18 protein-coding genes are annotated in these 24,310 nt (G+C 69.5%); 10 read left to right on the top strand and 8 right to left on the bottom strand.

Annotation, left to right across the window (positions count from 1 at the left end; translation table 11 throughout):
- Window positions 1-23 precede the first annotated feature (23 nt).
- The gene (locus ABZT06_RS46540; RefSeq protein ID WP_355755105.1) at window positions 24-533 is read right to left on the bottom strand and encodes a hypothetical protein; all 510 of its coding nucleotides are present in this window, start codon (window positions 531-533) and stop codon (window positions 24-26) included.
- A 268-nt stretch (window positions 534-801) separates the two neighbouring features.
- Here ABZT06_RS46540 and ABZT06_RS46535 point away from each other — a divergent pair, with 268 nt between their 5' ends.
- The 5 genes from ABZT06_RS46535 to mctP are packed head-to-tail and all read left to right on the top strand — an operon-like array spanning window position 802 to window position 8,155.
- The gene (locus tag ABZT06_RS46535) at window positions 802-1,212 is read left to right on the top strand and encodes an OsmC family protein (RefSeq protein ID WP_355755102.1); all 411 of its coding nucleotides are present in this window, start codon (window positions 802-804) and stop codon (window positions 1,210-1,212) included.
- Window positions 1,213-1,240: 28 nt separating this feature from the next.
- Window positions 1,241-3,289, top strand: a complete 2,049-nt coding sequence (locus ABZT06_RS46530; protein ID WP_355755100.1) for an FAD/NAD(P)-binding protein — start codon at window positions 1,241-1,243, stop codon at window positions 3,287-3,289.
- Window positions 3,289-4,953 carry a histidine phosphatase family protein gene (locus ABZT06_RS46525; RefSeq protein ID WP_355755098.1) on the top strand — a complete coding sequence of 555 codons (1,665 nt, stop codon included), beginning with the start codon at window positions 3,289-3,291 and terminating at the stop codon, window positions 4,951-4,953. Before ABZT06_RS46530 ends, ABZT06_RS46525 begins: the two co-directional genes overlap by 1 nt.
- Before the next feature lie 2 nt (window positions 4,954-4,955).
- The gene (locus ABZT06_RS46520) at window positions 4,956-6,527 is read left to right on the top strand and encodes an MFS transporter (protein ID WP_355755096.1); all 1,572 of its coding nucleotides are present in this window, start codon (window positions 4,956-4,958) and stop codon (window positions 6,525-6,527) included.
- Window positions 6,524-8,155, top strand: a complete 1,632-nt coding sequence (gene mctP / locus ABZT06_RS46515) for a monocarboxylate uptake permease MctP (RefSeq protein WP_355755093.1) — start codon at window positions 6,524-6,526, stop codon at window positions 8,153-8,155. Before ABZT06_RS46520 ends, mctP begins: the two co-directional genes overlap by 4 nt.
- A gap of 19 nt (window positions 8,156-8,174) precedes the next feature.
- On the opposite strand, the gene ABZT06_RS46510 is transcribed toward mctP, so the two are convergent.
- Window positions 8,175-8,774 (bottom strand): TetR/AcrR family transcriptional regulator, encoded by a 600-nt coding sequence (locus tag ABZT06_RS46510; RefSeq protein ID WP_355755090.1) that lies wholly within the window; start codon window positions 8,772-8,774, stop codon window positions 8,175-8,177.
- Window positions 8,775-8,939: 165 nt separating this feature from the next.
- Here ABZT06_RS46510 and ABZT06_RS46505 point away from each other — a divergent pair, with 165 nt between their 5' ends.
- Together ABZT06_RS46505 and ABZT06_RS46500 are read left to right on the top strand one after the other, a co-directional pair.
- A complete protein-coding gene (locus ABZT06_RS46505) occupies window positions 8,940-9,086 on the top strand; it encodes a hypothetical protein (RefSeq protein WP_355755088.1) in 147 nt (48 codons plus the stop codon).
- 112 nt (window positions 9,087-9,198) lie between these two features.
- Entirely contained in the window at window positions 9,199-9,849 is a 651-nt protein-coding gene (locus tag ABZT06_RS46500) for a peroxiredoxin-like family protein (RefSeq protein WP_355755085.1), read from the top strand.
- Between the two features lie 320 nt (window positions 9,850-10,169).
- On the opposite strand, the gene ABZT06_RS46495 is transcribed toward ABZT06_RS46500, so the two are convergent.
- The 4 genes from ABZT06_RS46495 to ABZT06_RS46480 form a co-directional block, all read right to left on the bottom strand.
- Window positions 10,170-11,009, bottom strand: a complete 840-nt coding sequence (locus ABZT06_RS46495) for an ATP-dependent DNA ligase (RefSeq protein WP_355755083.1) — start codon at window positions 11,007-11,009, stop codon at window positions 10,170-10,172.
- A gap of 267 nt (window positions 11,010-11,276) precedes the next feature.
- Window positions 11,277-11,957, bottom strand: coding sequence for a hypothetical protein (locus tag ABZT06_RS46490; protein WP_355755081.1), 681 nt, complete (start codon window positions 11,955-11,957; stop codon window positions 11,277-11,279).
- Between the two features lie 51 nt (window positions 11,958-12,008).
- Entirely contained in the window at window positions 12,009-12,479 is a 471-nt protein-coding gene (locus tag ABZT06_RS46485; protein WP_355755079.1) for a site-specific integrase, read from the bottom strand.
- Between the two features lie 474 nt (window positions 12,480-12,953).
- The gene (locus tag ABZT06_RS46480) at window positions 12,954-16,313 is read right to left on the bottom strand and encodes an NB-ARC domain-containing protein (protein WP_355755107.1); all 3,360 of its coding nucleotides are present in this window, start codon (window positions 16,311-16,313) and stop codon (window positions 12,954-12,956) included.
- Between the two features lie 418 nt (window positions 16,314-16,731).
- Here ABZT06_RS46480 and ABZT06_RS46475 point away from each other — a divergent pair, with 418 nt between their 5' ends.
- Both ABZT06_RS46475 and ABZT06_RS46470 read left to right on the top strand, forming a co-directional pair.
- Window positions 16,732-17,658 carry an ATP-dependent DNA ligase gene (locus ABZT06_RS46475; protein ID WP_355755076.1) on the top strand — a complete coding sequence of 309 codons (927 nt, stop codon included), beginning with the start codon at window positions 16,732-16,734 and terminating at the stop codon, window positions 17,656-17,658.
- A gap of 156 nt (window positions 17,659-17,814) precedes the next feature.
- Window positions 17,815-18,018, top strand: coding sequence for a cold-shock protein (locus ABZT06_RS46470; protein WP_097276311.1), 204 nt, complete (start codon window positions 17,815-17,817; stop codon window positions 18,016-18,018).
- 419 nt (window positions 18,019-18,437) lie between these two features.
- Here ABZT06_RS46470 and ABZT06_RS46465 read toward each other — a convergent pair whose 3' ends face one another.
- Window positions 18,438-19,328: a Ku protein gene (locus ABZT06_RS46465; RefSeq protein WP_355755073.1), complete on the bottom strand. Its 891-nt coding sequence runs from the start codon at window positions 19,326-19,328 to the stop codon at window positions 18,438-18,440.
- 201 nt (window positions 19,329-19,529) lie between these two features.
- Window positions 19,530-20,429 carry an NADP-dependent oxidoreductase gene (locus tag ABZT06_RS46460; protein WP_355755071.1) on the bottom strand — a complete coding sequence of 300 codons (900 nt, stop codon included), beginning with the start codon at window positions 20,427-20,429 and terminating at the stop codon, window positions 19,530-19,532.
- 427 nt (window positions 20,430-20,856) lie between these two features.
- Between ABZT06_RS46460 and dnaE the strand changes: the two genes are divergently transcribed.
- A complete protein-coding gene (gene dnaE, locus ABZT06_RS46455) occupies window positions 20,857-24,309 on the top strand; it encodes a DNA polymerase III subunit alpha (RefSeq protein ID WP_355755069.1) in 3,453 nt (1,150 codons plus the stop codon).
- The last annotated feature ends 1 nt before the right edge of the window (window position 24,310 follow it).

The following is a 24,310-nucleotide window of genomic DNA, read 5'->3' as shown; positions in this document are numbered from 1 at the left end:
GCCGCGAGACCCTACCGCTGGACCTACGAAGGCACCCCACTGAAGACAACTTGATCAACACCCCTCCACGAACTTCTGCGGAGCGGCACTAGTGCCAGCGCCGGCCTGTCGTGACCGCTGGCCAGTAAGTTCTCCGCCTGGGCCACCAGGTCAGTCCTGCCAAGGGATACGGAAGGTCCTGCGGGCAGCCGGTCGTAGGCGCTGACCCGTGCGGCGGCCTCGGCCTCGCCGAGCACCGCGCGAAGGGACTGCCGCCACACGGAGAGGATCGCTTCGTCGGCGCCCACGAGTGTCTGGACCACGGCCAGCAGCAGGTCGGAGTTGGGGCGGCGGCGGCCCAGCTGGAAGCAGTTGCCCACCGTCGAGCGGGCCGGCCATTCGCCGCGCGGGCGCCCTGCCCTCTGCCAGTCCCGGTGGATACGCCGTGTTATCTCGGTGATCGACGGATTTCCCGCCCACGCCTTGAGCAGCCGCAGCTCCGCGATGAACTCGTCGATTGTGCGGGTCCTTGCCGGATCCAGTACCTGCGGCACGAACATCCTCCCCCTGGGACACCTGGGCCACCAACAACTTGGAACACTCGTTTCAAGTTAGACGACATAGGGCTGCAGCTGTCAAGCGGTATCCGTCTGTTGACCTCCGGCCACGGAGCGCGTCCAGGATCATCCACGATCACTCCGGAAGCCGGCATTCCGTCTTGATGCTGAGGCCCGTCCCCGCTCACAGGCACCCCGGGAATCCCACTCGCCTCCGACGCCGAGCCCCGTGTGCCCCTTCCAGGACAGGAGTCCGTGCATCGCCATGCCCCAAATCGGTGTGTCCCTGCGCCCCGTCGGCGGCAGCGTCGTCGTGGGCCAGGCCAGAGACCACACGCTCACCATCGACCGGCCCAAGGAGAAGGAGGGCACCGACACCGGCCCCATGGGTGGCGAGCTGCTGCTTCTGGCACTCGGCGGCTGCTACGTGAGCACCTTCCTCGCCGCCCTGAAGGCAGAGGACCCGCAGGCCGACGCCTCCGAAATCAGCTTCCAGGTCGACGGAAGCCTCGTGAGCGCGCCGACCCGCTTCTCCGAGGTCACCGTGCAGATCTCGGCGCCCGCCGCCCTCCAGGACCTGATCTCCAAGCCCCTGCTCAAAGCCGAGCGGGGCTGCATCGTCCACAACTCGATCCGTGACGCCATAACGGTCCGCTTCACCCACGAGTGGCGCTGACTCTTCCCCCACCGAAGGAGACAAGACCGTGGAAACGCAGCACACCACGATGCAGGACAGCCTGAACCAGGACCGCGGCATGGCGGACATCGCCATGCGCGAGAGCAGCATGCAGCACGACTCCATGGCCGATGCGGCTCCCGGAACGCGGCGCGTCACGATCGTGGGCGCGGGCTTCTCGGGCACGCTCACCGCCATCCGGCTGCTCCACTTCGCCGAAGCACCGTTGGAGATATGCCTGATAGAGCGGGAAGAGGGCTACCGCTACGGCGGTATCGCCTTCGGCCAGGCATCGACCAACTGGGAGCACATGCTCAACATCCAGGCCGGCCGCATCACGCTGCGCCGCGAGCGCCCGGAAGACTTCCTGGAGTGGGCCAACGAGGAGGCGGACCGCTCCAAGTGGCCGCAGAAGTGGCAATACCACAGCTTCGGCGTGGCCTGCGTGGTGCCGCGGCGGATCTTCCGGCAGTACCTGGCCGAGCGGCTGCGCGACGCGACCGCCGACGCCCACGCCGAGGTGACTCTGCGGGAGCTTTCCGGTGAAGTCATCGACATACACCGGCGGGGCGAGGGCTATGTCGTCAAGTACGCCGACGCCTCGGAACAGGGCGGTGTGCACGACCTGCCGTCGGACCAGGTGATCCTGGCGACCGGTCACCTCTCGCCGGTGCAGGCGCCCTTCTACCACCGCATCAAGGACTGCGACCGCTTCCTCGCCGACCCCTACGCCCCCGGCGCACAGGACTGGTTCCAGGCGGTCGGCGCCGAAGAGTCGGTGCTCGTCACCGGGTCGGCGCTGTCGGCCTTCGACACGGTGGTCTCCCTCATCCACGCCGGGCACCGGGGGCAGATCCTGATCTGCTCGCGCGGCGGCCACATGCACGGTACCTACCCCGTCGACCACGAGCACGACATCTGGCAGTCCCGCCGCCCGCCCTTCCTCGACGCCAAGGAGCTCACCCCCGAGGCGGTGGTGGAGGGGATCAAGGCGGAGTACGCGCACCTGCGCGAGGAGCACGGCGTGGAACCGGGCAGCGCGCTCGAGGCCGTCTTCCCCGAGCGGGTCATGAAGGCGTGGGAGCCGTACGTCATCGAGCTGGTCTCCCGCATGGACGCCCGCGACGTGCGGATGCTGCTCGACCGGTACAAGAGCCTGATCGTCACCAACCGCACCAGCACCGTGCGGGAGATCGGCGGCGTCGTGCGCAGCCGGATGCGCGGATACAACGGCGCCCCGAGGACCGTGGACGTGATGTCCGCCGGCATCCAGGACATGCGCTCCGTCGAGGACGGCACGAAGATCCGGGTGATCTTCGCCGACCAGCCGGACATCATCGTCGACCGGGTCGTCAACTGCCTGGGCAACAACACCGACTACGAGCGCACGGGCCACCCGCTGTGGCACGGCCTGGTCAACGCACACGGCTACGCGCAGCCGCAGACCAAGACCCACCGGGGCATCGAGGTCGGCACCCACGGACAGCTCATCGCCGCCGACGGCGAGGCGGCAGCGGGCCTGTTCGGCGTCGGCCCGATGCGCCAGGGCGACGAGACCACCCGCCGCGGACGCCTGGGCGCGTTCGTGTTCAGCATCGGCACCCTGCGCAACCAGTGCTTCGACACGGCCATGGAGGTGCTGCGCCGCCTCGAATCCGCCAGCGACGAGGAGCAGATGGACATTCCCGACGGCATCCACCACTGCCTGATCCGCAGCAGCGACTGGATCGCCGCCGACCTCGCCACCGAGGAACCGCAGGCCACCCGCCTGCGCAAGCGCCTGCAGGACCACGCCCGCGACAGCGCCTACCCCAACGCCGTCAACTACCTCCAGGCCCAGGACCGCACCGAGCGCCGCAAGTACCGCACCATCCTGGACGACGACCTGGCGGACTTCGGCGCCGCACTGGCCCGCGAGTTCGGCCTCACCGCGCAGCAGGCCCGGCGGACCGTCTCCCTGCTGGCCACGCTCGTGCAGAAGCACGCCGTGCACAACCTGTGCGACATCACCAAGCTGGCGGGCTGGGACTCCCAGTACGCCGGGCAGCTCAAGCACGCCCCCACGAAGGGCGCGTGATGGCCGAGCCGAGTGAGCAGGAGCTGCTGAGTCGGCTGTTCATGGTCCGGCATGGCGAATCGACCTGTAATTCCGTCCACCGCATCGCCGGGCAGCGCGACGCCCCGCTGACCTTCCTGGGCCGGATCCAGGCCGAGAAGGTCGCCAGGGGCCACCGCGGTCAGCACTTCGACCGCGTCTACGTCTCCCCGCTGACCCGCGCCTACGAGACCGCCAACACCATCTTCCCTCTCGATGCCGCTGACGCGGATGCTCCCGAGGTCGTGGTCGACGAGCGGCTGATGGAGCGCGACTTCGGCAGCTACACGCTGGAGAGCAAGTCCATCCTGCAGCGCCGCCACGGCATCGCCGAGTACGAGCGGGCCATGAATGCCGACAGCCCCACCATGCACGGCGGGGAGACGTTCCAGCAGTTCAAGGACCGCGTGCACGCCTTCTACGAGGAGGAGCTGCTGCCGGCGCTACGCCGCGGCGAAGTGGTCTGCGTGGTCTCCCACAAGTACGTCGTCGAGCTGATCTGCCGGTTCATCCTGGCCCGGCCCGCCGACGAGTCCTACGACCTGCGCCTGCCCAACTCCCAGATGCTGCAGGGCGATCGGATCCACAGCTACGTCAAGAACGAGAACAAGACCATGAACATGGTCTACGACTGGATCGTCGTCAACCATCCCGTGGTCTTCTGCGCCGGCCTGGCCGCCGGCCTCCTGGCCAACCTGGCCGGGCTGCGGCTGTCCGCATCCCCGTACGTGCTGCTGATGCTCCTGGTGCTGGCCAGCGTCATCACCATGTGCCGCATCGAGCTGGAGAACGCGCGCACGTTCGTCACCGACCGCAGCACGCTCCGGTCCGTCGCCCTGCGCTACCTCGCCCTGCCGATCGCCTTCGCGGCCCTGGTGCGCTGGTCGGATGCGGGAAGTACGAGTACGGCGGCGATCGCCGCGGTGTTCCTCGCCACCCCCAGCTCGGTGGTGGCGATGACCGTCAGCCGCTGCCTCGGCGGCATGATCATGCCTACGTTTGCGCAGGTCCTGCTCTCCTCACTGGCCGCGACCGTGTCCTTCTCGACCGTGCTCGCCCTGACCCTGCACGAGGACGTCGCCCCGGCCATAGCCATCAGCGCGGCCACCTCCACGGGCGTCGTCACGGCGGTCTACCTCCTGGTCAAACGCCTGCGGGAACGCTCTCCCATCCGCACGGCCAAATACGGCGAGCGCAACGGATACGTGGCCGTGCTGCTGCTGACCGCATTCATCGTGCTGGTCTGCCTCAAGCTCGACCTCGACGGCTTCACCACCTACGCGCCGCCCGCCATCGGCATCGCCGTCGGCCTGCGCCTGGTCGCCGCCCTCCTCAAGCGCCGACGCCACGTCCAGACCCTCGACGACTACACCGCCATGACCTACCCGAACGTGTTCGTGGTGGTCATCATCGCCGCGCTCACCGGGAACCAGCCGCTGGAGCAGGTGGCGATCTGGACCCTGCTGCCGATGTTCGTCCTGTCCTTCTTCGACAGCTTCTACGCCCGCCACCTGGTCGTCGCCCCCGACGACCCGCGCTGGCCCACGGTGCTCGGTCTCAAAGACCGCCCCGCGGCCGAGCAGCATGCCGCCGCCCCCGTCCGTGTCCTTGACGACCCCGACGCCCAGCTTTCCGCGAGGAGTTGACCTTGTCCGCGCCACCAGCTTCGTTGATACCCCGGCCGTTACTGTTCTGGACCGGTGTCGCCCTGACCTGCGCCGGCGTCGCCGAGCACCTGTGGATGTTCATCGACTCCGCGTCCATGCACTTCCACATGTCCATGATGGACATGTCACCAGCGATGATGTGGGCGGCCATGGCCGCCATCGTGGCCGGCGTGGTGCTCTCCGGCATCGCAGTCGTCCCACCCCGCACATCCACTCCAGCGCCGGCTCCCGCTCCGGGCGCCGCCACGGCGGCGAGCCGGCGCCGCCTCATCGCCATCCTCAGCTTCGCCCTCCTGGTGGACCAGATGAAGCCCGCCACCCTGGCCTTCATCTCACCCGGCCTGCGGGCCGAATACGGCCTCAGCGCCGCAGAGGTCTCATGGCTGCCCACGGTCGCCCTGACCGGTACCGTGCTCGGATCGCTCATCTGGGGGCGCGCGGCGGACCGCATCGGCCGCCGGGCCACCATCCTCATCGCCTCCCTGCTCTTCCTCGGCACCACGGTGTGCGGCGCCATGCCGACCTTCGGCGGCACGCTCCTCATGTGCGCCCTGATGGGCATGGCGGCCGGCGGCATGCTGCCCGTCGTCTACGCCCTGATGACCGAGAGCCTGCCGCCCGGACGGCGCGCGGCCATCATGGTCCTCCAGGCCGGCCTGACCACCACCGGCGGCTACATGGCCGCCTCCGGGCTGGCCGCCGTCCTCATCCCGCTGGCCGGCTGGCGCGTCACCTGGTTCGCGCAGCTCCCGCTGGTGCTGATCCTGATCGCGCTCAACCGCTGGATCCCCGAATCGGCCGCCTTCACCGCCCGCCAGACGCGCACCGCGAAAGTCCCCGCCTCCGCCCTGTTCAAGCGCCCGCAGACGGCCAAGACGCTGGTGGTCAGCGCCTACGCGCTGGCCTGGGGCCTGGTCTACTGGGGCTTCATCACCTTCCTGCCCAGCCAACTGGAGTCCGCAGGCCAGCACGGCATGTCCGCCGCCACCCTGCTGTTCATCTCCTCGCTGCTCGCCATCCCCACCTGCGCGCTCGGCGCCTGGCTGTACATACGCTGGTCGGCCAGGGGCACCATGGTCGTCTACGCGGCCCTCACCGTCGCGGCCCTGCTGACGCTGGCAGCCGTCGGCCTGGACGGCAGCCGGCCCATCCTGCTGGCCACCGTGATGCTGCTGTTCGCCGGCACCGCCGGTGTGATCGCGCTCATCGGCCCCTACACGGCCGAGATCTACCCCACGGCCATCCGGGGCACCGCCGGCGGATGGGCCGCGGCGGTCGGCAAGTCCGGCGGAGCCTTCGGCCCACCCCTGATCGCACTGATCCTCTCGGCACCTGGAGGCATCCGCACCGCCGCGATGTTCGTCGCGCTCCCCATGGCCCTGGCAGGACTCGCCGTCGCCGTCCGCGGCAGCAATCCGCAAGCCGCCGCCCAGACGCCTGAGGGCACCACCTCGCTGGACGCCGAACTCGACGAACTGGTCAGCAGCGAGGGCGTTGCCGCCCAGACCACGGCGACAACGCACCTGCCGGGCAACGGCGGTACCGCGACATGAACGGCGGAGTCAACGGCGTCGCACTCGCCGTCTTCGCCCTCTTCTTCCTGGCCGTCACCGTCCTGGGCTTCCTCGCCGCCCGCTGGCGCAAGGCCGACGACGAACACACCCTCGACGAATGGGGCCTGGGCGGCCGCTCGTTCGGCACCTGGATCACCTGGTTCCTGCTCGGCGGCGACGTCTACACCGCCTACACCTTCGTCGCCGTACCCGCGGCGATCTACGCGGCGGGGGCGGCCGGCTTCTTCGCGGTGCCGTACACCATCCTCGTCTACCCTTTGATCTTCACCTTCCTGCCCCGGCTGTGGTCCGTGTGCCACCGCCACGGGTACGTCACCACCGCCGACTTCGTGCGCGGCCGCTTCGGCTCCAAGGGCCTGTCGCTCGCCGTGGCCTTCACCGGCATCCTGGCCACGATGCCGTACATCGCGCTCCAACTCGTCGGCATCCAGGCGGTGCTGGACGTGCTGGGCGTCGGCGGCGGCGAGAACACCAACTGGTTCTTCAAGGACCTGCCGCTGCTGATCGCCTTCGGCGTGCTGGCTGCGTACACCTACTCCTCCGGCCTGCGCGCCCCCGCCATGATCGCCTTCGTCAAGGACACGCTGATCTACATCGTCATCGTCGTCGCGATCATCTACATCCCGATCAAACTGGGAGGCTTCGACGACATCTTCGCCAAGGCCAACGAGGCATACGGCCAGACCAACCCCGCCACCGGCACACCGCGCGGCACCCTGGTCAGCGCCCCCAACGCGCAATGGACGTACGCGACGTTGGCGCTCGGCTCCGCGATGGCCATGTTCATGTACCCGCACTCGATCACGGCGACGCTGTCCTCCCGCAGCCGCGAGGTGATCCGGCGCAGCACGACGGTGATGCCCCTCTACACCCTGATGCTGGGCCTCCTCGCCCTGCTCGGCTTCATGGCGATCGCAGCCGGGGTCAAAGTCACCAACGGGCAGCTGGCGATCCCGCAGCTGTTCGAGGACATGTTCCCGTCCTGGTTCGCGGGCGTGGCCTTCGCGGCCATCGGCATCGGCGCCCTCGTCCCCGCGGCCATCATGTCCATCGCGGCCGCGAACCTCTTCACCCGCAACATCTACAAGGACTTCATCAAACCGGACGCGACACCGAAGCAGGAGACACGCATCTCCAAACTGGTCTCGCTGCTGGTGAAGGTCGGCGCGCTGGTCTTCGTCCTGACCATGGACAAGACAGTCGCCATCAACTTCCAGCTCCTGGGCGGCATCTGGATCCTGCAGACCTTCCCGGCCCTGGTCGGCGGCCTGTTTACCCGCTGGTTCCACCGCTGGGCGCTGCTCGCCGGCTGGGCGGTCGGCATGATCTACGGCACGTTCGCCGCGTACCGCGTCGCCTCCCCGACCCAGAAGCACTTCGGCGGCTCGGCGAAGGAGATCCCGGGCATCGGCGAGATCGGCTACATCGGCCTCACCGCGTTCATCCTGAACGTGGCAGTGACGATGGTCCTGACCTTCGTGCTGAAGGCGGCCAAGGCCCCCGAGGGCATCGACGCCACATCGCCCGGGGACTACACGGCGGATGCGGATGCGACGGCGCCCCCCACCCTGCGTCCGGGCACGTCACCTGCACCCAACCCCAGTTGAGAGGCAGATCCACGCACGTCTATGCCGCCGCCCGGGCTCCGATCGAGCCCAGGGCGGCGGTCACCGTCTTGCGCAGGGTCACGGCGTCCGCACCGGCACGGGAACGCAGGTTGACGCCGTAGGCAAGCAGCGCCAGCAGATCCGCCGAAGCCCCGGGGTCGGCGCCGGGGAACAGCTGCCCCTGGTGGTCGGCGGTGACGAGGGCGGCGTACATGGCATCACGCAGCTCCTGGTGGTGCTGGTCCAGGACTGCGCGTACCTCGGGGTCGCTGTTCTCGGCCCCGGCGTGCGCGTTGGAGACCATGCAGCCCCACCGGGCGTACTCGCCCGAGCAGCGGGCCTCGATAAGGCCGCCGAAGAACTCGGAGATCGCAGGCAGTCCCCGCTCGTCCTCGGCCAGGCGCCGGAACATCGGCTGGGACCGCTGCTCCAAGTAGCGGCGCAGCGCGGTGAGATAGAGCTCCTGCTTGCCGCCGAACGTGGCGTACAGGCTGGAGCGGTTGAGACCGGTCGCGGTCACCACGTCCTGGATCCCGGTCGAGGCCACGCCCTGCCGCCAGAACAGCCGCACCACGGTCTCCAGGGTGGCGTCCGGATCGAAGTGCTTGATGTCCGGCATGTTTCACCCCACCATCCTGAAATGAGGATTCCAAGATACTCCCAGTTCAGCACAACGCAAAGGTGCCGACAGACGCAGAACGGGACAGGTCCCCTACCAGCACGCAAGCGTCCAGGTTCGTCCACGATCCACCCCAGGAGCGCCTAGCGCCGCGACCATGCCGCCATGAATCGCATACCAGCCCTTTGGGCGGCCGCATACGGGTCACAGACCCCTCGCCTCCGCCGCTACTTCGCCCGCCGAGCCGTCCAACTCGCCGCGTTCATCAAGGCTCTCGCCCTGGCCGACCACCGCCCGTTCACCAGCCTCTGACCCGCCGGAACCGCCGCACGACTGGCGCGGGACCACGCATGCCCTTATCTTGGAACAATCATTTCAAGATTGATTGGTCCCGCCCAGTCGCCGACCAGGAGGAACGAGCACCATGACCACCCTCAACGCCGAACTGCGCACCTTCTACGAAGCCCGCCAGCAGCAGATCCCCGCCGAGATCCGACAGATCATGCAGCGGGCCGGCCAGGAACTCGCCGACTCCGGCCAGGCCGACCGCGCCCTGACTGTCGGAGCCCAGGCCCCGCGCTTCAACCTCCCCTCGGCGACCGGGCAGACCGTGGCCCTGGACGACCTGCTCACCAACGAGCCGGTCGTGCTGACCTTCTACCGCGGTGCCTGGTGCCCGTACTGCAACATCGCCCTGCGCTCCCTCCAACAGCACCACGAGGCCATCACCGCCCGCGGCGCCCGCCTGGTCGCCGTCTCCCCGCAGATCCCCGACGAGTCCCTCACGCTGACCGAGAAGCACGACCTCGCCTTCGACGTCCTCAGCGACATCGGCTCCGACACCGCCAAGCAGTACGGCCTCGCCTTCGACCTTCCCGACGACCTCGCCGCCGTCTACGACAAGCTCGGCTTCGACCTCCAGCGCGTCAACGACGGCCACCCGCGCACCCTCCCGCTGCCCGCCACCTACGTCATCGACCGCGACGGCACCATCCGCTGGGCCTTCGTCGACACCGACTACACCACCCGCGCCGAACCGGCCGACATCCTCGCCGCCCTCGACGCACTGCACTGAGGGCAACCCGCACGAGTAGACATACAAAGGACCGCAAGGCGCATGTTGCCCGAGGTCCTCGCGGACGTACGTCACGGCCTGCAGGCTGCCGACGGACCGCTACCACATGGGGACTCATCGGCGTCAACGGCCGCCGCTGCTCGCTCTGAGTGCGGTCCCTTCCCTGTGAAGTGCTCCGTGCTCGCGGCCCGTTCGTCGAGCCCGGCATCCCGGCCACTACGTCGCACGGCGCCCGTCGCTGGGTGATCCGCCACAGTCGGCGGAGCAGTTCGCCCTCCTGACCCGACCCGCATGCCTGCTGCATCGCCGTGGTGCAGCTCTCAGGTACGGAAGGGCGGCACCTGTCGTACAGCGAGGTCCTCGCGCAGCCGCAGGAAGCGGACGGGGTGACGGTAGCGGCCCTCATCGACGGCGGTGTCGGCCTGGAACTCGGCCACCAGCTCGGGTCGCACCGGGTGGAACTCCAGGTCACCGCGGGTGCCCCAGCCCACACTGAAGTGGCGCCCCCGCCAGGGATGATCAGGGTCAGCCCGATGCAGCTGCGACGCGAGATCGCGGCGCACGGCCGTGGAAAGGGGCGTGGTACGCGCGATCATCCGCAAGTGCCCCAGCGCGTCGTACCGGGCCAGCAGCAGCGTGGCCGGCGAGGCCAGGGCGCCGGTGACCCCTCCGATCAGCCCTTCAGCGGTGGTGCAGGAGCGGACCTTGATCCAGGCACGCCTGCCCGGCAGGGACCGCTGCCCGCTGTCCTTGATCACGACGCCCTCGATGCCGACTGTCCCCCAGGCCGGGTTCAGCCAGTCCAGCGCGGTCGCCCGCTCGGTGGTGGCGGGACACAACGTGAACGGGGCGGTGAGCACTCCGCGGGTGAAGAGGTCCTCCAGGATCGCGCGCCGCTCGCGGTACTCTCCGAAGTGCAGCCTCCCCTCGTGCGGCACCACGAGCTCACCGTCCAGCACGAGCACCTCGCTCAGCTCCCTGGCCGCGCCGGCGATGTCCGGGAAAGCGCCGGTGAGGTCAGCACCCTGACGGGACTGCAGCATGACCAGGTCGGGACGCGCGAAGAGGATGGTCCGGAAGCCGTCCGGCTTCTGCTCCGCGATCCAGTTCTCCGGCAGGGCCTCATCCGGGGGCAGCTGCCGCCGGGCTTCGGCAAGCATCGGCTCGATCGGAGGGATTAGGGCCACACCGTCACATCTACGCGGTGCCGCCCCCACTGGCACGCTGAGCAGGCCCGGATGGGCCCAGGTCAGGGCTGGGATGGCGGGGAGGTCCGCCTGCGGGCGGGCAGGGGAACGACCGTGGCGCCGCTGCGCAGGGCGTCGTTTTCGAGGGTGAGCTGCCGGATGGCCTCCTCAAACAGGGCCAGGGTCCGCCGCAGGTCGGTGTTCTCCTGCCGCAGCCGGGACAGGTTCGCCGCCGTCCTCTCATCGGATCCGGACGAATCCGTGGCGGCGGCTGCCGGCGCGGGAAGGTGGGGGCGGAAGTGGGTGTCGATCAGGTCGGCGTAGTGGCGGTGAAAGGTGGTTCAGCCACACCATCGCCGGCTCCCACGCGCCATCAGCCGTGGCCACCAGCAGCCGGCGCCGCTCGCCGTCCTCCAGGCGGGCCACCGGCACCCACCGGCCACCCATCCGCACCCGTGGCACGGCCGGGTCCTCCACCAGCAGCGACCGGGGCGTTGGAACGTAGAAGCCGCGCGACCGGCCGTAGTCGAGCATCTCGGCCCGGTCCCACTCCATGTAGTCGCGCACATCCCGCAACACCGACACCGGCCAGTACACCGCCCGCCCCGACCTCCCCTTGGAGATCGCGTGCGGCAGCACCGCCCGCGCGTTGATGACCCCGGACCCCGCAGGCGGCAGCTCCGGCAGGTCGAACACCGTCAGCGCCGAGTGCTCACACAACCGCAGACCCGTACGGACCATCGAGTCCGCGTACGCCGCGTTCCTCGCCGCCCACCTTCCGCGGAACCCGCGCCTGGGCATCTCCTGCGCGTCGTAGCCGTACAGTCCGACATTGCGCCACAGCCGATACGACCTCGGAGGCAGCCACTTCACCTCCCGCCGAGCCCCCGTGTGCGACGCCTCGGCCGGCACCTGCCGCACCGCACTCCCGTCAGCCCCGCGCCGCCAGGGCGACCACACCGCGGCAGCACGCTAACGGATGGGATTGGCCCTCACGAGGTCCTGCTCGACCGCCCACAGGTAGAACTGGTTGACCGTGGACACCTCTCGGTCCCAGCTCGTGTCTTCCAGGCGAGGTCCACGCTCGTCACGACGACGCCACCACTCGTACGCCGCCCGGTCATCCATGGACGCGTCACGCCAGTCACGCCGGCCTCGCCCGAACCACAGGAAGTCAAAGTACGTGCGCAAGTCCCGGGCGTGGGCGGCCTGGGTGTTCCACGGTGACGACGCCAACCACACCGAGAAGTACCGGTTCAGCGCCATGTCGTACCCACCCGCCGGACTGATCAGAAACGGCTGCCCCTCGGGCACCCCCAGATCGTCCAACCCCTGAGCGAGACCGGCGAACAAGGCACTGAACTCCCTTATCAACGCGGCCACTTCGCGTGGCAGTGCCAGTTCCCGACGAGTGAAGTGCACCCGCCACCCTGCGATCGACATGGCGCCGGACTCTATCCCGTGGACAGTTCAACAGCGCATAACCCAAGTGGGACGGTTCTCCAGACACTTGAAGTTGTCTCATCCGAGTGACATCGCGGTATCTCGCAGCGCACCTCCGGATGGCGTCCCGCCGAGTGGTGTAGCCGATCAAGCTAACGGAATCCCCAGGTCGCGGCCCGAATCGCCCCCCCTTGGAGGCCCTGTTGAGGCTCGCCGGGCCGGGACCAGCGGTGACTGCACGACGGCCGGCAGCGGCACGTACCGGACGGCTTCGAAGCGGAGGCGACGGACCGTGATCGGCTACACCACGACGGGGGACACGACCCACCTCCGGTCGGCGCCGGAAGAACGATGGACCAAACTGAATGCGCTGCACTGCTGAGACTCAGCCTGTCCCTGGGCTGGAGATCCCGCGCTGAAGTGTGGAGGCTTCCGATGAGCACCTTTGCTCAAGGTTTTAGCGCCCTTGGAAGGTCAGGTGAGGAGGGCGAAGAGATACACACCTCGCTCGCCTCCGACTGCCAGCTCGTGTGAATCCTCCGCCCAGACACACGAGTACAGCGCCCCCTCGGAGCGTGCGACAGCCACGGTACGGGCTCCCGCGACCTCCCAAATCCGCACCGTCTGGTCGTTGCTGGTGGTGGCGAGCCAGGAGCCGTCTGGGGCGATCGCCACTGATCGTACTGCGCGGTTGTGGCCGGTGAGGGTGGCAGTACAGGTCCCCGAGACCCGGTCCCAGATCCGCACCGTCTGATCGTTGCCGCCGGTAGCGAGCCAGGAACCGTCTGGGGCGATCGCCACCGACTGCACATACTCGCTGTGGCCGGTGAGGGTGGCAGTACAGGTCCCCGAGACCCGGTCCCAGATCCGCACCTTTTCGTCCTGGCCGCTAGTGGCGAGCCAGGAGCCGTCCGGGGAGATGGCCACGGACAGCACCCAGCCGGTGTGGCCGGTGAGGGTGGCGGTGCAGGCCCCTGAAGCCCGGTCCCAGATCCGCACCTTTGCGTCACCGTCGCCGGTGGCGAGCCAGGAGCCATCCGGAGCAATCGCCACCGATCCCACAGACTTGGAGTGGCCGGTGAGTGTGGCGGTGCAAGCCCCCGAGGCCCGGTCATAGATCCGCACTGTTCCATCAAAGCCGCCGGTGGCGAGCCATGTGCCGTCCGGGGAGATCGCCACCGATAACACTGTGTCGTTGTGGCTAGTGAGGGTGGTGGTGCAGGTGCCCGAGGCCCGGTCCCAGATCCGCACCGTCCCGTTACGGCCCTCTGTGGCAATCAACGTGCTTTGCCTCCCGTCACGGCCGCCGGTGGCAAGCCACGTGCCGTCCGGGGAGATCGCCACGGCCATCACGCAGTCGGTGGGGCCGGGTTGCGGGGGAATCTGAGTAGCGAAGTCCCGGTCCCAGGTCCGTACCGTGTCGGCGCTGGCGGTGGCGAGCCAGGTGCCGTCTGGGGCGATCGCCACCGACTGCACATACTCGGTGTGGCCGGTGAGGGTGGCGGTGCAGGCCCCCGAAGCCCGGTCCCAGATCTGCACCCTTCCGTCACCGTCGCCGGTGGCGAGCCAGGAGCCATCTGGGGCAATCGCCAGCGACCCCACAGGCTTGGAGTGGGCGGTGAGGGTGGCGGTGCAGGTGCCCGAGGCCCGGTCCCAGATCCGCACCGCCCGGTCATGACTACTTGTGGCGAGCCAGGTGCCGTCCGGGGCGATCGCCACGGACAGTACAAAGCCGGTGTGGCCGGTGAGGGTGGCGGTGCAGGCTCCGGATGTTCGGTCCCAGATCCGCACGGTCCCGTCACGGCCGCCGGTGGCAAGCCAGGAACCATCCGGAGCAATCGCCAGGGCCATCACCGCGTCGGTGTCGCCGATGAGGGTGGTAGTGCAGGTGCCCGAAGGCCGGTCCCAGATCCGCACCTTTCCGTGACGGCTGCCGGTGGCGAGCCACATGCCGTCCGGGGCAATCGCCACCGACCACACGGCGTCGGTATCGTTGGTGAGGCTGGCGGTGCAGGTGCCCGAAGCCCGGTCCCAGATCCGCACCTTTCCGTCATGGCCGCCGATGGCGAGCCACGTGCCGTCCGGGGCGATCGCCACCGGCCCCCAGCCGGTGTGGCCGGTGACGGTGGCGGTGCAGGCACCCGAAGCCCGGTCCCAGATCCGCCCCCCGTCGGCGCTGCCTGTCGTGGCGAGCCAGGTGCCGTCCGGGGCGATCGCCACCGACCGCATCCCACCGGAGACGTCGGGTGCGTGGCGGGTAAGCATGCGCTGCAGCGCGGCGTTGGGGCCGTCGGGCAGCGGCCAGCGGTTGACGAGGCAGGGGCGGTGGGCGGGGTCCTGCCGGCGAGCGGCGATCTGGGGGCGCCAGTGCGGGTGCGCCTCAAGACGGCTGTGCAGGACGCCGGTGAGGGCGTGGGGCGGGTCGGTGGGGATGAGGAGGTGGGCGACTTGGGAGACGCTGAGGGCCAGGGAGCGGCTAAGAGGGGTGTTGATGCGGGCCAAGTCGTTCCAGGGGGCGCTGGGGCCGCGTTGTGTCAGGCGTGCTTCGACCCAGCGCACATCGCCCGCCGTGGCCTCGGCGGACACCGCGCGGCCGGCGGTGATCAGATGGTCGATGAGGTGGTCGAGGAGGTAGCCGTCCTCAAGCTCCCACCAGGCGCGTTCGGGATCGGGAGCGGTAGGGGTTAGAGGCCGGGTCGCCGACAGGGTGGCGGCGACGGCGTCGACGAGCAGGCCATTGAGGCGGGCCAGGCCAGCCATGCCGAGGCCGTCGCGGAGGTAGTCGCGGATGACGTCGTGGATGCCGATCTGGCCGCCGTGCCGCGGGTCGAGGGTGAGCAGGGACAGGCGTGCCAGGTCCCCGCACAGGCTGCGTGTCTGGGCCTCGGTCAGCCGGCCGGTGGCCTGCCACAGCAGGGCGACAGTGGATACCGGGATGGGCTCATCCTCGGCGAAGATGCCGAGTTCGGTAAAGCGGTCGGCACCATTGGGCGGCAGCAAGGTGGTGGCGGCCTCGACGGAGGCTTTCACGGCCTGACTGCGCAGGCGGGGGTCGTCGAGGCTCCAGGTGGCAGCAGGGTCATCCACCGCGGTGGGCCCGTGCGCGTGCAGCCGGTGACGAATCCACTCGGCGGTCGCAGCAGGGTCAGCGCCGGTGGCCGTCTGTTCGGCGATCAGACGGTTGGTCAGGCGCAGCAGCAGCGCCCAGCGGCCGGTGATGTGGAGCAGACCGTCAACTACAGCGTCGGGCAGGCGCGGCAGCTCCCAGGTCAGCGCGGCTCTGGCCTGGCCGGGTGACATCTGGTCGACCTGGATGCGATGTGCGCCGGGGGGTATAAGGGTCGGGTTGCGAGTGGTGACCAGCCGGACGCAACGACGGCCGCCGTGAAGGAAGGGGGCGAGCTGCTCGTCTTCCCACACGTCGTCGAGGACAAGGAGGGTGCGGGGACGCTGGTCCAGGAGCCGGCCCAGGTGAGCGCCTGCCAAGTCGGGATCGTCGAACTCGCTGGTGTCACCGGTGATGAATCGGGTGACTTCAGCGACCTTGGCGGCCACGGCTGCCCGTCCGCGGACATCTCGACCGATGGTGACTGTATAGATCCGCGAACGGAACCGGCGCCGCACCCGCCGGTGGGCGCACACGGCCGTGGCCAAAGTGGTCTTACCGAACCCGCCCGCCCCCCACAGCAAGGTGGTGATGCCTACCGCGCGGCCGCCGCGGCACACCGCCACCACCGAGTCGCGCGTCTGGTCCCGGTCCACGAACCAGCCCGGTACGGCCGCGGGCTGCGGAGGCGGCGGATCATCCTGAACCGCTAGTGGACGCTCTTGCATCCACATCGCGACACCGGCTGCCACGAACGACAGCGCCCCCAGCACGGCGACCCACGGCCATGGATGCCGCCGCAGCCCATCCACCAGGCCGGGCCACCGCTGTTGGGATGTGGCAGCGTTTCCCGCCAGCGCCAGCAAGACCGCCAGCACCGCCGTCACACCGGCAAGCGACACCAGCCCCACAACACGGCCCCGCACCTGCACCCCCAACTATGGTCTCCGGCCCGGAGATTACCTGCCACACAGCGGCACCGTCAGTCAGCGGCCACAGAATCGGCAGGGCCACCCGGGTTACCAGAGGCCACAGCAGAGGGACGCGAAGAGAGCGCCCCTGACCGTCAGGAAACAAGAGCAGCCCTGGGGGATTCGCCTGAGCGCCCTGGGGAGTCTTCATCATGTGGGGCCCGGACGCGAGCTGATGTCTCATGAGACACCGCAGAGTCTGGAGAAGGACGGATTCCGGGCCCTGCTGTCCGTCGATGCGGGCCAGGTGGTGCTGCGCTCCAGGCGCGGCACCCAGATGCTTCCGGCGTTTCCGGAGATCGGAGCCGGGGCCCGGCAGCTGCCGGATGCCACCGCGCTGGACGGCGAGCTTGTCGTATGGGATGCCGCAGGACGGCTCGCCTTCGAGCAGCTGCAGATCCGGCTTCATCGGCGCGGTGCCGGGGCGGCCAGGGCGGCGGATGAGTGGCCGGCTCACTTCGTCGCGTTCGATCTGCTGCGGTTGGCCGGGACTGACACGACGAGATGGCCGTATCGGCGGCGCAGGGCCGCGCTCGAGTCCGTGTTCGCCGCCCGTCAGCTGTCCGCCCCGTGGGTGCTGTGCCCGTCGACCACCGATCCGGGCACGGTGCGCGAGTGGCTGACGTGGTCGTCGGTCGGGATGGAAGGTGTGATCTTCAAGCGGTTGGACGGCGTGTACGAGCCGTCGGTCAGGGGATGGCAGAAATACAAGGTCCTCGAGACGACCGAGGCGATCGTCGGCGCGGTCACCGGCTCCCTGGCCGCTCCCAGCAGCCTGCTGCTCGGCAGGTACGACGATGCCGGCCGACTGCAGTACACCGGCCGCACCACCGCTCTCCCCCGGGCGGCGAGCGGCACGGTCGCCGGCCTGCTCGCTCCGGGCCGGGGCGGCCACCCTTGGACAGGCTGGTCGTTCTCCGCTGGGTGGGGCAGCCGCCGGATGCTCAACGTCACGCTGGTGGAACCCGAACTGGTGGTGGAAGTCGGCGTCGACGTCGCCCGCGACGCCTCCGGCCGGTGGCGCCACCCCGCACGCTGGCACCGCGCCCGCCCTGACCTCTCCCCCGCCGACGTCCCCCGCCTGACGTCACCGCCGCACTGACGGCGGCGCAGCGCGGAGGGGCTTGGCGTGTGGCGTGGTGTGGGTCGGATAAGCGGTGTGATCGGGGGTACAACGGGGGCAGGCTCGTGCGGTTGCAGGGCCGGAGCATGCCCGGTTTGACGGGCTGTTCCCAGGTATGAACGAAGGATCGACGGTATGGCCAGCGGCACCGTGAAGTGGTTCAACTCCGAGAAGGGCTTCGGCTTCATCGAGCAAGACGGCGGGGGCCCGGACGTCTTCGCGCACTACTCCGAGATCGCGGGCAACGGGTACCGCGAGTTGACCGAGGGCGAGCACGTGACCTTCGACATCGGTCAGGGGCAGAAGGGGCCGCAGGCGCAGAACATTGTCCGGGGCTGAGCGGGCCACGTAGCGCAGGGCAGGCGGCTGACCGGTTCGGCAGCCGCCTTGCTCATGCAGTCGGCACGTTGCCCTACAGGTGCTGTCCCTGCAGCCGGGCGGGCTGCCCAGCGCGCCCCGGCCCGCGCCCTGGGCGCCGCCTTCACCAGGCTGGTCTTGCGCCGCACACCAGGGCACGCGCTTGGGGGCGTATGCATGTGGCCCTGACCAGAATTCCGGTCAGGGCCACAGTCGTCTTGTGAGGGTGAAGGGCGGTCGCCTACGCGGCGAAAGGCTCTGCGGGGCTTCAGCCGGACGATCGTCCCCGCAGGCTATACGTGAGGCCCGGGGACACTGTCCCCTTCACTCCCACGCCCTCCACAACAGTCCCAGGCAGGCGGGCATTCCCTCCTGCACGGGCTTCTGACGGACACGTGCAGTCAGGCGCTACGTGAGCGGCGTGCTGCCGTCTTCTTCGCTGCCGTCTTCTTCGCTGGCTGCTTCCTCGCGGTCTTCTTCTTCGGTATCTCGTGGACGTCGGCGTCCTCGCCGCGCGAGGCCTTGGCCTGCTGAACGGACTCGGTCAGGGCGGCCATGAGATCGAGAACCTTGCCTGGCTGCTCCGGCTCCGGGGCCTCGGGAAGCGGCTTGTCTTCCCGCTTCGACTCGATGATCTTCGCCAGGGCGTCGGTGTAGGTGTCCTCGAACTCCGGCCCGTCGAGGTTGTCGCGGGACATCGACTCCATCAGTGCGAGCGCGCCCTCGATCTCCTCCTCCGAGACCGTCTCGTGCGGCGGGTCGACGGCGGCCGGATCGCGGATTTCGTCCGGCCAGCGCATCGCGTGCAGCACGATCGCGTCGTCCCGCAGCCGCAGCAGGCCCAGGCGTTCTCGGCCCGACCAGGCGTATTTGGCGATCGCCACCTTCGACGACCTGTCCAGGGCTTGGCGCAGCAGCTTGTACGGCTTCGCCGCGACCTGCCCGTCGGGCACGAGGTAGTAGCCCTCCGCGATGCGGATCGGTTTGATCGACTCCAGCGGCACGAAGGCCTGGATCTCAATCGCCTTCGCCGTGGGCAGCGGCAGCTCCCGCAGATCCGCATCCGAGATCGCCACGACCTGGTCCTTGGCGTACTCGTAGCCCTTGCCGATCTCCGATTGGGGGATTTCGCGGTCCTCCAGATCGCAGATCTTCCGCACCCGCACCCGGCCCATGTCCTCCAGGTGGTACTGGTGGAACTGGATCGAGTGGTTCTCTGTCGCAGATGCCACGCGGATAGGGATGCTGACCAGGCCAAACGAGATGGCGCCGCTCCAAAAGGTTCGGGGCATGAGGGACCTCCGCGTCGGCCCCGAGCAGGATCAGCCTAGTTGGGTTTCGACAGGTCGGCCCGCCATCGTCAGCACGGTGGCGACGCCACGCGTGAGCAGAGCTCGCCAGCGTCTCGTCGGTCGCTCACTCAGCCCTCGACGTCTCGACGGCGCCTGCGGGCACCGGGGCTCAGCATCGGGATCGGGCGGTGCCCGACCGGGTCATGCCCAGGTGAGCACGATCTTCTTACCGCCGGCCCTGCCGCTGACCACCCGGGCGAACGCGGCAGGTCCGTCGCTCAGCGCCAGGGGTTCCGGCGCCTGTTTCAAGGTTCCCGCGGCGGCCTGCTCCGCCATCTGGACAAGCTGCGCGGCGTTGGGCTCGACGTAGAGGTCCCAGCTCGTGATGTCTCGTTCTTCCGGAGGAGCGTCCGAGGTCAGGGAGCACAGTCGGCCGCCGTCCCGCACCAAGGGCAGGGCGGTGTCCGCCGTGCCGGTGGCGATGGTGAGAGCGGCGTCGAACCCGCCGCGTACCGTGGCCGGCCAGTTCGGGTCGTGGTAGTCGACGACCTTGCTTGCTCCCAGCCCGAGCAGGCGCTCCGCGGCGCCGGCAGAGGCGGTCGCGGTCACCTCGACGCCCTTGGCCGCGGCAAGCTGGATGGCCAGCGATCCGGTGGCCCCGCCTCCGTTGGTGATCAGGAGCCGCTGGCCTGGGCTGAGGTCCAGCTTCTCCAGGGCCTGCCAGGCAGTGAGTCCGTTGACCGGCAGCGCCGCCGCGTGCACGGCGTCCAGCGCGGGTGGGCAGGCTGCCGCGTGGTCCGCGTTGATCAGAACGCGTTCGGCCCAGAAGCCGCTTCCCCCGGGCAGTGGGGCCTCGTGCGCGAGCACCCGGTCGCCTACGGCAAACCGGGTGACACCCGCGCCGACGGCCAGCACCTTGCCCGCGCCCTCCACTCCCAGCGCCGCCGGTGGGCGCAGCCCCACGTCCCAGCTACCGCCGTTGAGCAGTTCGTCCCACGGGCCGACCCCGGCCGCCTCAACCGCGACCAGGATCTGGCCGGGCCCGGGAGGTGACGGTTCGGGCAACTCCAGCAGGGCGACTTCCTTCTCGGCCCCGGACACTCCGCACGCCTTCACAGCAGGTCGTCGTCCTCTCACTCGGTCCGGCCGACCGGCAGGTACGGGCCGAACCCCACAGCAGGCAGCAGTCTCGGCCCCGGGGCCCCCGCGGAGGTCGCTCGTGGTCTCAGCCGCATTGGTCTCGAGACTATGCAGCCAGTGGCCCGGGCCTGTGGGCCACTCGACGAGTGTCCGACTGGGCCAATCGTGGAATAGCTCTGCACGACCTTGGGTGGCCCGGGGCGTACAGCCTCGTGTCCGAGTTGCGAAACCACCGGTCCATGCCGCGACAGCAGGCGGTCCCACAGCTCATCCGCCGACACGATCCACGGCGACGCCTCAGTTCTCCTGTTCGCACACTTGTACGATTCCGCGTTATGGTGGGTACCTGGAGAGGACGCAGGTCAGGGAGGGACAGCAACGACGGGAGGTGCGCAGCGGTGGATTTACTCATCTGCACGTCGCCTCCGGCTATTCGGCCCGCTACGGCGCATCGCTCCCCGGTGCTCTCGTGCAACGTGCTGCCGAGCGCGGGATGACGACTCTCGCCCTGACCGACCGGGACACCGTCGCGGGCACGGTCCGCTTCGCCAACTCCGCTGCGGCCGCCGGTATCCGCCCCGTCTTCGGCGTGGACGTCGCTGTCGCTTCTCTCAGCTCGCCCGATCCGGCCGCCGGACGGTCGCGTACGCCGGTGCGCGGAGGCGCGCACGTGATCGAGCCGCCGCTGCGGATCACCCTGCTCGCGCAGAACGCGGCCGGGTGGGCCCGGTTGTGTCGCCTGGTGTCCGCCGCCCACGCTGTAGCCGACGGAACGTCGCCGGTTGTGTCGTGGGCGACCTTGCGCGCCTACGCCGATGACGACCTGGTGGTGCTGCTCGGCCCGGCCTCCGAGCCAGTGCGGGCCCTGTCCGCCGGCCGCCTGGATGTTGCCGAGCAGCTGCTGGTGCCGTGGCGGGAGATGGCCGGAGAGCGGCTGCGGCTGGAGGCCGTGTATTTGGGCCGGCAGGGCACGGGTGCGGGCTCGCTGCGGCTGGCCGCGCGCACCGTGGGGCTGGCCGACCAGCTTGGCGTCCGCGCCGTCTTGTCGAATGCGGTCCGCTACGCCGATCCCGGCCAGCACCGGCTGGCTGACGTGCTCGACGCGGCCCGGCTGTTGCGGCCCGTCGACCGCCGACACCTGGACGGCGGTGAACGGTGGCTGAAGGGTCCCGAGGTCATGGCGGCGGCCGCAGAGCGGATCGCCCAGGCCGTCGGCGACGACCCCGCGCGCGCCGTCCGTCTGCTGGCCGAGACCGAAGCCACCGGCCAGTCCTGCACCCTCACCCCGGCCGATCTCGGGCTCGGACGTCCCCACTTCCCCGAACCGGCCGTGGTGGGAGCGAGCCCGGAGCCGGGTTCGGCGACGCGGCTTCTGCGGCAGCGCTGCGAGGCCGGCATGGTCGCCCGCGGCCTGGACCGCGACGAACGCGCCGTACAGCAGCTCCGATACGAGCTCGACTGCATCGGCCGGTTGGGCTTCGAGGGGTATTTCTTGGCCGTGGCCCAGGTCGTCGCGGACACCAGGGCGCTGGGGATCCGGGTCGCCGCGCGCGGCTCCGGCGCCGGCTCCATGGTCAATCACGCGCTGTTCGTCGCCACCGCCAACCCGCTCGAGCACCGGCTGCTGTTCGAGCGCTTTCTCAGCGAGCGGCGTACGTCGCTGCCGGACATCGACCTCGACGTGGAGTCCGAGCGCCGCCTGGAGGTGTACGACGCGATCATCAAACGGTTCGGGAAGGAGCGGACCGCGGTCACCGGCATGCCCGAGACCTACCGGGCGCGCCACGCCCTGCGGGACACCGGTCTCGCCCTCGGGATTCCGCCGCAGGTCGTCGGCGAGATCGCCAAGAGCTTTCCGCACATCCGGGCCCGGGACATCCGCGGCGCCCTGGCCGAACTGCCGGAGCTACGCCAACTCGCCTCTGAGGCAGGGAAGTTCGGGCCACTGTGGGAGCTCGCCGAAGGCCTGGACGCGCTGCCGCGCGGCTACGCCATGCACCCGTGCGGAGTGATCCTTTCGAACGCGTCGCTGCTCGACCGGCTTCCGGTGCAGCCCACCCCGGCCGGCTACCCGATGGTCCAGGCTGCAAAAGAGGAAGTGGAAGATCTTGGCCTTTTGAAGCTCGATGTGCTGGGCGTGAGGATGTTGTCATCTATGGCGTACGCGGTCTCCGAGATCCGCCGGACGACAGGACGTCTTCTTGATCTCGACAACCCCGACCACGTCGACCTGAACGACCAGAAGGCCTTCGAGATGATCCGGGCCTCGGACACTGTGGGCCTGTTCCAGCTCGAAAGCCCTGGTCAGCAGGATCTGGTGGGCCGTCTGCAGCCACGCCATATGCAGGACGTCATCGCGGACATCAGCCTGTTTCGGCCCGGACCTGTCAGCGGGGGCATGCCCGCCCTCTTCATCGCTGCCCGCCATGGCGCCGAACCGGTGTATGCGCACCCGGACCTTGAGCCGATCTTGTCCGATACGTACGGCGTGGTGATCTGGCATGAGCAGATCATCGCCATCCTGTCCCGGATGACCGGGTGCGACCGGGCCGCCAGCGACGTCGCCCGCCGCGCGCTGGCCGACCCCGACCGTCTCCCCCGGGTCGAGCAGTGGTTCCGCCGGACCGCGGGCGAGCTCGGCTACACCAAGGACGTGCTGGACGAGGTGTGGGAGACCGTCTCCTCCTTCGGCGCCTACGGTTTTTGCCGCGCCCACGCGGTGGCCTTCGCCGTGCCCGCTCTGCAGTCCGCCTACCTGAAGGCGCACTTCCCGGCGCACCTGTACGCGGGGCTGCTGGAGCACGATCCGGGCATGTGGCCGCGCCGTGTGATCGTGGCCGACGCCCGCCGTCACGGCATCCCCGTGCTGCCCGTCGACGTCAACCACTCCCGCGGGCAGCACAGCGTGGAACAGACAGACCAGGGCTTCGGGGTCCGCCTTGCGTTCTCCACGGTCAAAGGCATCACCGAGGCGGAGACCTCGCGCCTGGTGGCCGGGCAGCCCTACACCGGGCTGCAGGATCTGTGGCTGCGTGCCCGCCCGTCCCTGCCGCTCGCCCAGCGCCTGATCCGCATCGGTGCCCTCGATGCCCTCTCCCCCGGCCTGACCCGACGCGATCTTCTGCTGCAGGCCACCGAACTGCACCGGCAGTCCCGCAACCGCACCGCCACCGACGGCCAGCTGCCACTGGGCGGCGAGCTCGTGACCGCGGCCCCGAGCGGCCTGCCGGAGATGACCAGCCGCGACCAGCTCGGCGCCGAACTCGAGGTCCTCTCCATCGACGTGAGCCGGCACCTGATGGAGTACCACCACCGGCTGCTGCGCGAGCTCGGCGCGACCGACGCCGCTCACCTGCGCGGCCTGGTGCCCGGTCAGAAGGTCCTGGTCGCCGGTGTGCGGGCTTCCACGCAGACGCCGCCCATCCCGTCCGGCAAGCGGGTCATCTTCTGCACCCTGGAGGACGGCTCCGGCCTGGTGGACATCGCCTTCTTCGAGGACTCCCACGAAGCCTGCGCGCACACCGTCTTCCACTCGGGGCTGCTGCTGGTCCGCGGCACCGTGGAGGCCCGCGGCCCGCGCCGCACCGTGGTCGGCGAGATGGCCTGGGACCTGGACGAGGTGGCCGCCGCCCGCCGCGACCACGGACCCCAGGCCGCCCTCGACCTCCTCGGCCGCACCACCCCCTCCCCCACCCCCGCAGGCTCGCCCACCCCGCAACGCACCCTCGCCGACGGCACCGCCGGGGCCCGCCTGCACCCCTACGCGGACCTCCAGCCCGCCGGCACCCGCTCAGCAGACCTGCGCCGGCTCGGCCACCGCAGCCAGGGAAGCGCGGGGTGAT

Origin of the sequence: Streptomyces sp. NPDC005483 (assembly GCF_040606035.1) — a bacterium.
In the GTDB taxonomy this organism is placed as follows: domain Bacteria; phylum Actinomycetota; class Actinomycetes; order Streptomycetales; family Streptomycetaceae; genus Streptomyces.
Note: the sequence above shows the minus strand (reverse complement) of the source record. Positions and strands in the feature narration are given on the sequence as shown.

Excerpts from the sequence above, each read along its gene's own strand:
- ABZT06_RS46535 (WP_355755102.1), top strand. The coding sequence starts at position 802 with ATGCCCCAAATCGGTGTGTCCCTGCGCCCCGTCGGCGGCAGCGTCGTC.
- ABZT06_RS46525 (WP_355755098.1), top strand. The coding sequence starts at position 3,289 with ATGGCCGAGCCGAGTGAGCAGGAGCTGCTGAGTCGGCTGTTCATGGTC.
- mctP (WP_355755093.1), top strand. The coding sequence starts at position 6,524 with ATGAACGGCGGAGTCAACGGCGTCGCACTCGCCGTCTTCGCCCTCTTC.
- ABZT06_RS46510 (WP_355755090.1), bottom strand. The coding sequence starts at position 8,774 with ATGCCGGACATCAAGCACTTCGATCCGGACGCCACCCTGGAGACCGTG.
- ABZT06_RS46505 (WP_355755088.1), top strand. The coding sequence starts at position 8,940 with ATGAATCGCATACCAGCCCTTTGGGCGGCCGCATACGGGTCACAGACC.
- ABZT06_RS46500 (WP_355755085.1), top strand. The coding sequence starts at position 9,199 with ATGACCACCCTCAACGCCGAACTGCGCACCTTCTACGAAGCCCGCCAG.
- ABZT06_RS46495 (WP_355755083.1), bottom strand. The coding sequence starts at position 11,009 with ATGCTTGCCGAAGCCCGGCGGCAGCTGCCCCCGGATGAGGCCCTGCCG.
- ABZT06_RS46485 (WP_355755079.1), bottom strand. The coding sequence starts at position 12,479 with ATGTCGATCGCAGGGTGGCGGGTGCACTTCACTCGTCGGGAACTGGCA.
- ABZT06_RS46480 (WP_355755107.1), bottom strand. The coding sequence starts at position 16,313 with ATGCAAGAGCGTCCACTAGCGGTTCAGGATGATCCGCCGCCTCCGCAG.
- ABZT06_RS46475 (WP_355755076.1), top strand. The coding sequence starts at position 16,732 with ATGTCTCATGAGACACCGCAGAGTCTGGAGAAGGACGGATTCCGGGCC.
- ABZT06_RS46470 (WP_097276311.1), top strand. The coding sequence starts at position 17,815 with ATGGCCAGCGGCACCGTGAAGTGGTTCAACTCCGAGAAGGGCTTCGGC.
- ABZT06_RS46465 (WP_355755073.1), bottom strand. The coding sequence starts at position 19,328 with ATGCCCCGAACCTTTTGGAGCGGCGCCATCTCGTTTGGCCTGGTCAGC.